Source organism: Nonomuraea antimicrobica, assembly GCF_039536965.1.
GTDB lineage: Bacteria > Actinomycetota > Actinomycetes > Streptosporangiales > Streptosporangiaceae > Nonomuraea > Nonomuraea antimicrobica.
Genome location: NZ_BAAAZP010000233.1, coordinates 1 through 11,823 on the forward strand (window position 1 = coordinate 1; position 11,823 = coordinate 11,823).

At 72.0% G+C, this 11,823-nt stretch carries 11 protein-coding genes; 7 read left to right on the top strand and 4 right to left on the bottom strand.

Translation table 11 applies throughout. The annotated features are described in order from the left end of the window. Positions 1-232 precede the first annotated feature (232 nt). Complete coding sequence (locus tag ABD844_RS49095) at positions 233-1,195, bottom strand: UDP-glucuronic acid decarboxylase family protein (RefSeq protein ID WP_344895755.1); 963 nt, start codon at positions 1,193-1,195, stop codon at positions 233-235. Between the two features lie 148 nt (positions 1,196-1,343). Here ABD844_RS49095 and ABD844_RS49100 point away from each other — a divergent pair, with 148 nt between their 5' ends. Together ABD844_RS49100 and ABD844_RS49105 are read left to right on the top strand one after the other, a co-directional pair. Further along, the gene (locus tag ABD844_RS49100; protein WP_344895758.1) at positions 1,344-1,937 is read left to right on the top strand and encodes a D-glycero-alpha-D-manno-heptose-1,7-bisphosphate 7-phosphatase; all 594 of its coding nucleotides are present in this window, start codon (positions 1,344-1,346) and stop codon (positions 1,935-1,937) included. 55 nt (positions 1,938-1,992) lie between these two features. Beyond that, a complete protein-coding gene (locus ABD844_RS49105) occupies positions 1,993-2,277 on the top strand; it encodes a WhiB family transcriptional regulator (protein WP_344895761.1) in 285 nt (94 codons plus the stop codon). On the opposite strand, the gene ABD844_RS49110 is transcribed toward ABD844_RS49105, so the two are convergent. Further along, positions 2,216-2,728, bottom strand: a complete 513-nt coding sequence (locus ABD844_RS49110) for a peptide deformylase (protein WP_344895764.1) — start codon at positions 2,726-2,728, stop codon at positions 2,216-2,218. The genes ABD844_RS49105 and ABD844_RS49110 overlap by 62 nt on opposite strands. Positions 2,729-2,974: 246 nt before the next feature. Here ABD844_RS49110 and ABD844_RS49115 point away from each other — a divergent pair, with 246 nt between their 5' ends. Together ABD844_RS49115 and ABD844_RS49120 are read left to right on the top strand one after the other, a co-directional pair. Continuing rightward, positions 2,975-4,144, top strand: a complete 1,170-nt coding sequence (locus tag ABD844_RS49115) for a uroporphyrinogen-III synthase (RefSeq protein WP_344895767.1) — start codon at positions 2,975-2,977, stop codon at positions 4,142-4,144. Next, the gene (locus ABD844_RS49120; RefSeq protein ID WP_344895770.1) at positions 4,141-4,857 is read left to right on the top strand and encodes a sirohydrochlorin chelatase; all 717 of its coding nucleotides are present in this window, start codon (positions 4,141-4,143) and stop codon (positions 4,855-4,857) included. Before ABD844_RS49115 ends, ABD844_RS49120 begins: the two co-directional genes overlap by 4 nt. A gap of 19 nt (positions 4,858-4,876) precedes the next feature. Here the strand turns inward: ABD844_RS49120 and ABD844_RS49125 are convergent, their stop codons facing one another. Then, on the bottom strand, positions 4,877-5,155 hold the full coding sequence (locus ABD844_RS49125; RefSeq protein ID WP_344895773.1) for a TetR/AcrR family transcriptional regulator C-terminal domain-containing protein: 279 nt from the start codon (positions 5,153-5,155) through the stop codon (positions 4,877-4,879). 552 nt (positions 5,156-5,707) lie between these two features. Continuing rightward, positions 5,708-6,562, bottom strand: a complete 855-nt coding sequence (locus ABD844_RS49130; protein ID WP_344895776.1) for a PAC2 family protein — start codon at positions 6,560-6,562, stop codon at positions 5,708-5,710. A gap of 417 nt (positions 6,563-6,979) precedes the next feature. On the opposite strand from ABD844_RS49130, the gene metH reads away from it, so the two are divergent. The 3 genes from metH to ABD844_RS49145 all read left to right on the top strand — a co-directional run. Further along, the gene (gene metH, locus ABD844_RS49135; protein WP_344895779.1) at positions 6,980-10,447 is read left to right on the top strand and encodes a methionine synthase; all 3,468 of its coding nucleotides are present in this window, start codon (positions 6,980-6,982) and stop codon (positions 10,445-10,447) included. A gap of 221 nt (positions 10,448-10,668) precedes the next feature. Beyond that, positions 10,669-11,313, top strand: coding sequence for an HAD family hydrolase (locus ABD844_RS49140; RefSeq protein ID WP_344895782.1), 645 nt, complete (start codon positions 10,669-10,671; stop codon positions 11,311-11,313). 116 nt (positions 11,314-11,429) lie between these two features. Further along, positions 11,430-11,823 (top strand): cellulose synthase (locus tag ABD844_RS49145; protein ID WP_344895785.1); only part of this gene is annotated, 394 nt, incomplete at its 3' end.

The following is an 11,823-nucleotide window of genomic DNA, read 5'->3' on the forward strand; positions in this document are numbered from 1 at the left end:
GGCCGCGATCGACGCCTGGGTCGAGGAGGCGCTCGCGGGCGGCGGCACCGACGCCGCCGCCCCTGGCCTCGTCCGCGACCTCGCCGACGCGCTCCTCGGCGTCGCCCTGCGCTGACCGCACCCGTCCTCGCCGCTCCGGGCCGGGCCCCTGACACGGGACGCCGGGTGTCGGACCGGCGGGGGTCCGTGGCCGGGTGCCGGGTGTCGGCCTGGCGGGGTCCGTGGCCGGGTGTCAGGTCTGGACGCGTTCGAGGTGCTCGGCCGTGGCCAGTTCCGCCGAGAACCACTCGATCGTGCGCCGCAACCCCTCCTTCGCCGGGATCTCGGCCTGCCAGCCGAGCCGTTCGGTCGCCAGCGAGGTGTCGGGCCGCCGTACCTTCGGGTCGTCGGCGGGGCGGTCGATGAAGCGCAGCTCCGACGTCGACCCGGCCAGGTCCCTGACGAGGGCGGCCAGGTCGAGCATGGTCAGCTCGTCCGGGTTGCCGATGTTGACCGGCCCCGCGAAGTCGCTGCGGGCCATGGCCAGGATGCCCGACACAGTGTCGTCGACGTAGCAGATGGAGCGGGTCTGCGACCCGTCGCCGGTGACCGTGATCGGCTCGCCGGTCAGCGCCTGCCGGATGAACGTCGGGATCGCCCGGCCGTCGAACGGGCGCATGCGCGGGCCGTAGGTGTTGAAGATGCGCACGATCGCCGTGTCGGTGCCGCGCGACTGCCGGTACGCGGTGGTCAGCGACTCGGCGAAGCGCTTGGCCTCGTCGTACACGCTGCGCGGGCCCACCGGGTTGACGTTCCCCCAGTACGTCTCCCGCTGCGGATGCTCCAGCGGGTCGCCGTACACCTCGCTGGTGGAGGCCAGCACGAACCTGGCGCCCTTCTCCCTGGCCAGGCCCAGCGCGTGCAGCGTGCCGACGCTGCCCACCCGCAGGGTCTCGATCGGGTAGCGCAGGTAGTCGGCCGGCGAGGCGGCCGAGGCGAAGTGCAGCACGAGATCCAGCCGGTCGGGCACGTGCACGTACCCGGTCAGGTCGCACTCGATGAGCCGGAACTCGGGACGCTCGAGGAGATGCTCGACGTTGCGCGGCCCGCCGGTGAGGAAGCTGTCCATGCAGACGACCTCCGCACCCTCCTTCAGCAGCCGCTCGCACAGATAGGAGCCGAGGAACCCGGCGCCCCCGGTGACCAGAGCCCTCATGACGTGACCTCCATGGCAAGCGTCGAGAATGTCGAGACCGCTACCGAGAGAGACGACTGTTAAACCTTGAGTGAGCGGGAGCGGGCCCTGGAGCCGCTGTTTGCCGGTACGGGGGCCGGGTAGCTGCCGGGCAGCGCGACGGAGGTGAATGGTGTTCGAAAAGCGACGACCCGGCGCCGTGCTCTTCGACCGGGACGGGACCTTGATCAGGGACGTGCCGTACAACGGCGACCCGGGCCTCGTCGAGCCCATGCCGGGCGCGGTGGAGGCGCTGGCCAGACTCAGACGCGCCGACGTGCCCGTGGCCGTGGTCACCAACCAGTCGGGCATCGCCAAGGGCCTGCTGTCGCCGGACGAGATGGGCCAGGTGAACGCCAGGGTGGAGGAGCTGCTCGGCCCGTTCGACGCGTGGGCGATCTGCGTGCACGACGACACCGACGGCTGCACCTGCCGCAAACCCGCCCCCGGGCTCGTCATCAGAGCCGCCGCCGTGCTCGACGTCAGCCCCCGTGACTGCGTGGTCGTGGGCGACATCGGCCGCGACATGGACGCCGCCAGGGCCGCGGGGGCCAGGGGGATCCTGGTCCCGACCCCGCTGACGCCGCAGGAGGAGATCCAACAGGCCGCCGAGGTCGCGGAGGACCTGATCGGCGTCGTGGACCGGGTGCTGAACGACGCGGACGGGCCGGTGCCCGTCGTCTCCGCCCCCTGGACCCGCGCCCTGGGCTGGAGCCGCTGGTGAGGATCACCGGCCCCACCAGGCATGACGCCCGGAGGCGAGGGTAGGCGCGAACACCATGACGATGATGCTCGAGTGGACCCGCAGGGCCGCCTGCCTCGGCCTGGACCCGGAGCTGTTCTTCCCGATCTCCACGCAGGGGCCGAGCCAGTCGCAGGTCGAGCGGGCCAAGCAGGTGTGCGGACGCTGCCCCGTACGTGAGACGTGCCTGAAGTACGCGCTGGACACCCGGCAGGCGTACGGCGTCTGGGGCGGCACCGACCCCGGCCAGCGGCGTGAGCTCAGCCTGGCAGAGCCGCGGCGAGAAAGCGTTCCCGCTCGGCCGCTTCGAGGTGGTCACTGAACAGCACGCCGTCGAGGTGGTCGGCCTCGTGCTGCAGCACCCGCGCCAGCACGCCCAGCGCCCGCACGGTCACGGGTTTGCCGAACATGTCACGGCCACGCGCGGTGACCATGTAGGAACGTTCCAGTGGCCACCACAGCCCGGGCGCCGACAGGCACGCCTCGTCGGCCGTGACGCGCCGCTCCGACAGCTCCAGACGCGGATTGACCAGATGGCCCGACTTGCCGTCGTAGGAGTAGACCACCACCCGCACCGGCTCCCCGATCTGCGGGGCCGCCAGCCCCGCGCGCCCGGCTCCCGCGCGCATCGTGGCCGTCAGCGACTTGACCAGTTGCCGCAGCTCGCGGTCGAAATCCTGGACCGGTGCCGCGACCGAGCGGAGCACCGGATCGTCGAACGTGCGTATGGGCCGGACCGTCACCCGCAACTCCCCGATAGGCGGCGTCGTCACCACGACCATTTCCCCGGCTGCGTCCCGCCAACCGTGCAGGGCCTGCCTTGTAGCACAGCGGTAACAGGGGAGACCCCGAGGCGAAACCACCCGAAAGCAGTATCGGAGGGTGATCTCACTTGCGTCACACGCGCCTGTGATGCCTGACCGGGTGCTCGGGGCCCGGCCAGGCGGCGCCGACCCCCGGCCTGACCATCGGCCTGACCGCCGGGCCGACCTGCGGCCTGAGCATCTGGAGGTGTGGGCATGAGTGCGCTTCCCCTGGAGAACGGCCCTTCCCCGGAGACGGCGCCCGACGCCCTGTCGGGCTTCACCGTCGGCGTGACCGCGACGAGGCGGCGCGAGGAGTTCGGGGCCCTGCTGGAGCGCCGCGGCGCCCGCGTGGTCAGCGCTCCCGCGATCCGGCTCGTCCCCCTGGCCGAGGACGCCGACCTGCTCGCGGCCACCCGCTGGAGCCTGGAGGAGCCGCTCGACGACGTGGTGGTCACCACGGGCGTGGGCTTCCGCGGCTGGATGGCCGCGGCCGAGGGCTGGGGCCTGTCCGGCGACCTGGGCGAGCACCTGTCGAAGGCCCGCCTGCTGACCCGCGGCCCCAAGGCCAGGGGAGCGGTGCGCGCCGCCGGGCTCAACGACCACTGGACGCCCGCCACCGAGTCCTGCCAGGAGGTCAAGGAGTACCTGCTGGCCCAGGACCTGGACGGGCGGCGCATCGCGGTGCAGCAGCACGGCGAGCCGCTCGACGGGTTCGTGGCCGAGCTGCGCGGGGCCGGGGCCGAGGTGATCGAGATCCCGGTCTACCGGTGGCTGCCGTACCGCGACATCTCGCCGCTGCGCCGCCTGATCAGCCAGACCGTCTCCGGCTCGGTGGACGCGGTCGCCTTCACCAGCGCGCCGGCCGTGCACGCCATGCTGGGCGCCGCCCGCGCGGAGGGGCTGGAGGACGCGCTGCTGGCCGCGTTCGGCGACACGGTGGTGGCCGCCTGCGTGGGGCCCGTGACCGCCGACCCGCTGACCTCGCGCGGCGTTCCCACGTTGCAGCCCGACCGCTCGCGGCTCGGCGCGCTGGCCCGCGCCCTGGCCCGGCACCTGCCCGAGCACGGCGTCACCCGGCTCACGGCGGGCGAGCACCGGCTGGAGATCCGCGGCCACGCCGTCGTCGTGGACGGCGAGCTGCGGCCGCTCCCGCCCGCCCCCATGGCGGTGCTCAAGCGCCTGGCCGACAAGCCGGGGCACGTGGTGTCGCGGGCCGACCTGCGTACGGTGCTGCCGGGCAGCGCCTCCCGCGAGTCGGCCGAGCACGCCGTGGAGATGGCCATCACCCGCCTGCGCCGCGCCCTCGGCTCCGGCGGGATCGTGGAGACGGTCGTCAAACGGGGCTACCGGCTGGCCTGCCGGTACGAGATGGAAGAGCGGTGAGGCCCGCACTCGTCCTGGCCGCGCACGGCACACGCAGCACCGCGGGGGAGCGGACCCTGTCGGCGCTGGCGGAGACGGTCGCCGGGGTCCGCCCCTGGCACCGGGTGGAGCTCGCCTACCTGGAGATCAGCTCGCCGCTCCTGGCCGAGGTGCTGCCCGTGGTGCGCGGCCCGGTGGTCGTGGTCCCGCTGCTGCTGGCGGGCGGCTACCACGCGCACATCGACCTGCCGGAGGTCGTCGCCGAGCACCGCCGGGACGCGATCGTGGCCGGCTGGCTGGGGCCGCACCGGCTGCTGACCTCGGCCCTGGCCCGCAAGCTGGCGCGGGCGGGCCTGCGGGGCACCGACGCCGTGCTGCTCGGCGCGGCGGGCTCGTCCGACCCCGCGGCCCTGGCCGACGTGCGCGCCGCCGCCCACCTGCTCGCCGTACGCCTGGCGCGCCCGGTGACGGCCGCCTTCGCCGCGTCGGGGACACCGTCGCTGGAGGAGGCGATGGACCGGCTCGGCTCGACGCCAGCCGCCCGGGTGGCCATCGCCTCGTACGTGCTCGCGCCCGGCTTCTTCCACGACCGGCTGGCCTCGGCCGGCGCGGGCCCGGTCAGCGAGCCCCTGGGGGCCGACCCGGACGTGGCCGCGCTGATCTGGCACCGCTACGACGAGGCCGTGCGCCGCCACCGGTCCGCCGCCGAGCCGCGTACCCTGCACCGGGCCTGACCCCCGCAGAGGGCGAGGATCAGGCGGGCCGGACGGCGGCGGGTTCCAGCCGCAGCTCCCGGATGATCTCGCGGGCGCTGGCCTCGCGGGCGGGCCCGGCGTCGGCGCCCATGAACATCTCGATGTAGGCCCGGTGGAAGCAGCCCGCCACCAGCAGCCGCGCGCTCGCCTCCGGGTCCGCGTCGGGCCGCACCCGGCCCAGCCCCTGCTCGGCCGTGAGGTACGCGGCCAGCGGCGCGGTCTCCGTACGGGGGCCGAGATCGTTGTCGCGGACGGCCTGGCGGAACCGGACGGTCACCTTGGGAGAGGTGAACGCCGGAAGTGCGGCACTTTGTATGTCTATGTAGTAGTCAATACCCGCTTGTGCAACTGGTAGAAGATTGTCGGATACAGACCCTTTTCCGATGCGGCGGGAGAGATCGTGGAGCAGGCTCAACCACGAGGGGAGCCGATCCTGTAACAGGGCGAGGAAGTAGTCCACCGAACCGCCGGTGCGGTCCTCCCTCAGTGAGACGGCCATCTCGAGGACGCGCCGCCGAGTGTCCTGGCTCGTGTGGTACGGGTCTACGTGGGAAGTCGCCATGGCGTGCCTAACGTGCGCGGTCGGTTGAGTAGGCATCACATGCGTAGCCGCGGTGCTCGCGGGTTCCGGTCCGCTAATCTGGGGCCCCAGCTTGATGTAATCTTGTACGGGTCACCGATTATTACCCGAAACCGCGAAAAGTTCTCGACTTTGGTTGCTGAGGGTTGGCTGTCAGTGTCGGACCGGCGTCAACGTCAGGTCGGACTGATGCCGGACCGGTGTCGGGGTGAGGCTGGCGCCGGTGTCGGGGTGAGGGTGGCGGCGGGGTCAGCCGTCGGTGTCGCGGTCGCGGCGGCGCAGGTAGCGCTCGAACTCGGCCGCGATCGCATCGCCGCTCGCCTCGGGCAGCTCGGCGGCGTCCTTCCGCTCCTCCAGCTCCTTGACGTAGTCGGCCACCTCGCTGTCCTGCGAGGCCAGCTCGTCGACGCCGCGCTCCCACGCCTTGGCCTCCTCGTCGAGGTCGCCCAGCGGCATCGGGATCTCCAGCACGTCTTCGAGCCGCCGCAGCAGCGCCAGCGTGGCCTTCGGGTTGGGCGGCTGGGCGACGTAGTGCGGCACCGACGCCCACAGCGAGATGGCGTCGAGCCCCGCCTGCCCGAACGCGTGCTGCAGCACCCCCACGATCCCGGTCGGGCCCTCGTAGCGGCTCAGCTCCAGGTTCGTCGAGCGGGCCAGGCCGGCGTCGGTGGCGCCGCCCAGGATGGGCACGGGGCGGGTGTGGGGCGAGTCGTTGAGCAGCGCGCCCAGCATCACCGCCAGCTCGATGCCCAGCTCGCGGCAGATGTAGATGATGTCGGCGCAGAACGAGCGCCAGCGCATGTTGGGCTCGATGCCGCGCAGCAGCACGACGTCGCGCTCGAGCCCCGGCGGGCGGGCGCGCAGCAGCCGCGTCGTCGGCCAGACGATCGACTGGGTCAGCCCGTCGTGCATCTCGACGACAGGGCGCGTCACCTGGAAGTCGTAGTAGTCGTCGGGGTCGAGCGCGACGAGCGGCTCGGCCTTCCAGGCGGACTCGAGATGGGCGATCACACCGCTGGAGGCCTCGCCCGCGTCGTTCCACCCCTCGAACGCGGCGATGAGCACCGGGTCGACGAGCTCGGGGAGCCCTTCGAGCTCTATCACGTGTCGCCTCCTCTCTCCATCGTCTCGCTAAGCCTATGCGGTAAGGGGGTGTCACCGTCACGGATCTCCCCCGGAACCGCCCGCCGCGCTCCTTTCGCGCGGCGCGTACCCGCCTGCCGCCCGCTTCACGGCCTCCGCACCCGCCCTTGAGTCACGGCCACATGGCGTGAGGATTTGTCCGACTCTGTAGAGTAATGCCTGGTGGCAGGCGGTCTCGCCGCCTGAGTGCGCGCGGGCCAGCGAGGGAGCTTGCCCACACGGGCGCGGGGTGGAAACCCGGTTACGCGGCACGCGAACTCGCCCGGGCAATTGACACTCCGTACAACAGCGTCCGGCGGAGATCGGCGCGGGAGCGTGCTCAACCGCGCCGGAGCCGCGCGCGACCGGCGTTCGAACGGCACCCGATAAGCTCTTCCCATGAGCATCTCCTCCCCGTCCTTCCGAGAAGTGTTGTCCCAGCGCGTCATCGTGGCCGACGGGGCGATGGGCACGATGCTCCAGGCGCAGGACCCCACGCTCGACGACTTCCACGGGCACGAGGGCTGCAACGAGGTGCTCAACGTCACCCGGCCCGACATCGTGCGCGGCGTCCACGACGCCTACTTCGCCGTGGGCGTCGACTGCGTGGAGACCAACACCTTCGGCGCCAACCTGGCCGCGCTCGGCGAATACGACATCGCCGACCGCGTCTACGAATACTCCGAGGCCGGCGCCCGCATCGCCCGCGAGTCGGCCGACCGCTGGGCCACGCCCGACCAGCCGCGCTTCGTGCTCGGCTCCATGGGCCCCGGCACCAAGCTGCCCACCCTGGGCCACCTGCCCTACGCGAGCCTGCGCGACGCCTACCGCGACAACGCCGCCGGCCTGATCGCGGGCGGCGCCGACGCCCTGATCATCGAGACCTGCCAAGACCTGCTCCAGGTCAAGGCCGCCGTCATCGGCGCCAAGCGGGCCGCGGAGGCGTCCGGCCGCGACATCCCGATCATCGCGCAGGTGACGATCGAGACCAACGGCGCCATGCTGCTCGGCTCCGAGATCGGCGCCGCGCTGACCGCGATCGAGCCGCTCGGCGTCGACATCATCGGCCTCAACTGCGCGACGGGCCCGGCCGAGATGAGCGAGCACCTGCGCTATCTCGCCCGCCACTCCCGGCTCAAGCTGTCCTGCATGCCCAACGCAGGGCTGCCCGTGCTGACCGCCGACGGCGCCCACTACCCGCTCACCGCGGCAGAGCTGGCCGACGCCCACGGCTCCTTCACCCGCGACTACGGTCTGTCCCTGGTCGGCGGCTGCTGCGGCACCACCCCCGAGCACCTGCGCCAGGTGGTCGAGCGGGTGCGCGGCAACCAGCCGGTCCAGCGCCGCCCCCGCCCCGAGCCGGGCGCCTCCTCGCTCTACCAGACCGTCCCGTTCCGCCAGGACACCTCCTACCTGGCCATCGGCGAGCGCTGCAACACCAACGGCTCCAAGGCCTTCCGCGAGGCCATGCTGGCGGGCCGCTGGGACGACTGCGTCGAGACGGCCCGCGACCAGGCCCGCGACGGCGCCCACATGCTCGACCTGTGCGTCGACTACGTGGGCCGCGACGGCGTGGCCGACATGAAGGAACTGGCCTTCCGCTTCGCCACCGCCTCCACCCTGCCGATCATGCTCGACTCCACCGAGCCCGCGGTGCTGCAGGCCGGTCTCGAGATGCTCGGCGGGCGCGCCGCCGTCAACTCCGTCAACTACGAGGACGGCGACGGCCCCGACTCCCGCTTCCAGAAGATCATGCGGCTCGTGAGCGAGCACGGCGCGGCCGTCGTCGCCCTGACCATCGACGAGGAGGGCCAGGCCCGCACCGCCGACTGGAAGGTGCGCGTGGCCACCCGCCTCGTCGAAGACCTGACCGCCAACTGGGGCATGCGCGTCGAGGACATCATCGTCGACTGCCTGACCTTCCCCATCGCCACCGGCCAGGAGGAGACCAGGCGCGACGGCGTCGAGACCATCGAGGCCATCCGCGAGCTCAAGCGCCGCTACCCGGGCGTGCAGACCACGCTGGGCCTGTCCAACATCAGCTTCGGCCTCAACCCGGCCGCCCGCATGGTGCTCAACTCGGTCTTCCTCAACGAGTGCGTCAACGCCGGGCTCGACTCCGCCATCGTGCACGCCTCCAAGATCCTGCCGATGGCCCGCATCCCCGACGAGCAGCGCCAGGTCGCCCTCGACATGGTCTACGACCGCCGCCGCGACGGCTACGACCCGCTGCAGCGGTTCATGGAGCTGTTCGAGGGCGTCGACGCCGCCGCCCTGCGGGCAGGCAAGGCCGAGGAGCTGGCCGCGCTGCCGCTGTGGGAGCGGCTCAAGCGGCGCATCGTCGACGGCGAGAAGAAGGGCCTCGAGGCCGACCTCGACACCGCGCTCGACCAGCGGCCCGCCCTTGAGATCATCAACGACGTGCTGCTCGACGGCATGAAGACGGTCGGCGAGCTGTTCGGGTCCGGGCAGATGCAGCTTCCTTTCGTGCTGCAGTCGGCCGAGGTGATGAAGACGGCCGTGGCCCACCTCGAGCCCCACATGGACCGGGTCGAGGGCGAGACGAAGGGCCGCATCGTGCTGGCCACCGTCAAGGGCGACGTGCACGACATCGGGAAGAACCTCGTCGACATCATCCTGTCCAACAACGGCTACCAGGTGGTCAACCTCGGCATCAAGCAGCCGGTCTCGGCCATCCTGGAGGCCGCCGACGAGCAGCGGGCCGACGTCATCGGCATGTCGGGGCTGCTGGTGAAGTCGACGGTCATCATGAAGGAAAACCTGGAGGAGATGAACTCCAGGGGCCTGTCACAGCACTATCCGGTGCTGCTCGGCGGCGCCGCCCTGACCCGCGCCTACGTCGAGCAGGACCTGGCCGAGCTGTTCGAGGGCGAGGTGCGTTACGCCCGCGACGCGTTCGAGGGGCTGCGGCTGATGGACGCGTTCATGGCCGTCAAGCGCGGCGTGGCCGGCGCGACGCTGCCGCCGCTGCGCGAGCGGCGGGTCAAGACCGGCGCGGTGCTCCAGCGCACCCCCGTCGCGGAGCTGCCCGCCCGCTCCGACGTGGCCACCGGCAACCCGGTGCCGCGCGCCCCCTTCCACGGCGACCGGGTGGTCAAGGGCATCCCGCTGGCCGACTACGCCGCCTACCTCGACGAGCGCGCCCTGTTCCTCGGCCAGTGGGGGCTCAAGCCCACCAGGGGCGGCGACGGCCCCGGCTACGAGGAGCTGGTCGAGACCGAGGGCCGGCCGCGGCTGCGCATGTGGCTCGATCGCATGCAGACCGAGGGCCTGCTGGAGGCGGCCGTCGTCTACGGCTACTTCCCGTGCGTCTCCGACGGCGACTCGCTGATCATCCTCGGCGACGACGGCGGCGAGCGCACCCGCTTCACCTTCCCGCGCCAGCGCCGTGACCGGCACCTGTGCCTGTCCGACTTCTTCCGCGCCAAAGACTCCGGCGAGGTCGACGTGGTCGGCTTCCAGGTGGCCACCATGGGGTCGAAGATCTCCGAGGCCACGGCCGAGCTGTTCGCCAAAGACGCCTACCGCGACTACCTGGAGCTGCACGGCCTGTCGGTGCAGCTCACGGAGGCGCTGGCCGAATACTGGCACGCCCGGGTCCGCTCGGAGTGGAGCATCGGCGGCGAGGAGTCGCTGGACGACATGCTCAAGGTCAACATCCAGGGCTGCCGATACTCCTTCGGCTACCCGGCCTGCCCGAACCTGGAGGACCAGCGGCAACTGTTCGAGCTGCTCGACCCTGAGCGCATCGGGGTGACGCTGTCGGAGGAGTTCCAGCTCCACCCCGAGCAGGCCACCTCCGCCCTGGTCGCCCACCACCCCGAGGCCAAATACTTCAACGTCTGACCACCCGGCCCGTGCGGCGTCCCCGCCGCGCCCGCCCACGGGCTCGCGTCGGTGGGTTCTCGTCGGCGGGTTCTGGAACGGTGCACCCCGGCGCACGAGCCGGGCCGGGGAGTCATAGCCGCTGTTCACGGGCGGGCGGGGGTGGGCTCGCCCGCCGTTCATGTCCGGCGGGCACCATGGCACGAGGGATCACACACATGCACTACCGATCGGGGAGAGGGATGGAAGCGGTCTTCTTCGACATGGACGGCCTGCTGGTGGACAGCGAGCGCGTCTGGCTGGAGATCGAGACCGAGGTGATGGCCAGGCTCGGCGCCGAGTGGACGCCCGAACACCAGGTGCACCTGCTCGGCGGCTCCATGGAGCGCACGGTCGACTACATGCTGGCCGTCTCCGGCGCGGACGTGCGGCCCGCCGTGGTGCGCGAGTGGATGATCAGCGGGATGGTGGCGCGCCTGTCGGCCGGGGTACGCGTCCTGCCGGGCGCCTCCGAGCTGCTCGACGCGCTGCGGGACGAGGGCGTGCCGGTGGGGCTGGTCACGTCCTCGCTCAAGGAGATCGCCGACGCGGTGCTCAAGAGCGTCGGCAGAGACCGCTTCGACTGCGTGGTCACCGCCGACGACGTCACCCGTACGAAGCCGGACCCCGAGCCGTACCTGACGGCCGCCCGGCTGCTCGGGGTGGAGCCGGTGCGCTGCGTGGTGCTGGAGGACTCCCCGAACGGCGTGGCCGCCGCGACCGCGGCGGGCTGCGCCGTCGTGGCCGTGCCGAGCCTGCTGCCCATCGAGCCCGCGCCGGGACGGCTGGTGGTCACGTCGCTGACCGAGGTCGCGGTCACGGACCTGAGAGCCCTGCTGCACTCCTGAGACGAAAGCCCCCGAGGCGACTCCCCTAGGGGGAAAGTGGTTCTCGCGGAGGAGGGGCGGGCGCGGTTTCGCGTGCCAGGATGGAGTGCAGGAAGCCACGACGAGGGGGCTGCGACATGGACACCTTCAACACGATCGCCTGGTTGCCGCTGTGCGCCGGGGTGAGCATCGCCGGTCTGGTGCTGGCGTTCCTGGCCTTCAGGCGCAGGGGCGCGGCCGCCGGCATGCGGGTGACCGCCTGGGCGCTGCTGCCCCTGGCGGCCTTTCTGACCGGCGCGCTGCAGGCGTTGTGGACCGTCGGCACGACCGTGGCGGGGTTCGTGACCGGCCTGGTGTTCAATCCCGGCGTGTGGGCGGGTGTGGCGCTGGCGGGGCTGTCGGTGGTGCTGTTCGTGGTGTCGGGGGTGATCCGCGGCAGGAAGCTGTCGGCCGGGCGCAAGAACGACGCCGACCCGCCGTCCGAGCGGTCCGCACGGCCGGCGGCGGGCCAGTCGCCCCAGGCGCCCGCGC

Bases quoted from the DNA above. Each gene is read 5' to 3' on its own strand.
- ABD844_RS49100 (WP_344895758.1), top strand. From the start codon at position 1,344: ATGGTGTTCGAAAAGCGACGACCCGGCGCCGTGCTCTTCGACCGGGAC.
- ABD844_RS49115 (WP_344895767.1), top strand. From the start codon at position 2,975: ATGAGTGCGCTTCCCCTGGAGAACGGCCCTTCCCCGGAGACGGCGCCC.
- ABD844_RS49140 (WP_344895782.1), top strand. From the start codon at position 10,669: ATGGAAGCGGTCTTCTTCGACATGGACGGCCTGCTGGTGGACAGCGAG.
- ABD844_RS49095 (WP_344895755.1), bottom strand. From the start codon at position 1,195: ATGAGGGCTCTGGTCACCGGGGGCGCCGGGTTCCTCGGCTCCTATCTG.
- ABD844_RS49105 (WP_344895761.1), top strand. From the start codon at position 1,993: ATGACGATGATGCTCGAGTGGACCCGCAGGGCCGCCTGCCTCGGCCTG.
- metH (WP_344895779.1), top strand. From the start codon at position 6,980: ATGAGCATCTCCTCCCCGTCCTTCCGAGAAGTGTTGTCCCAGCGCGTC.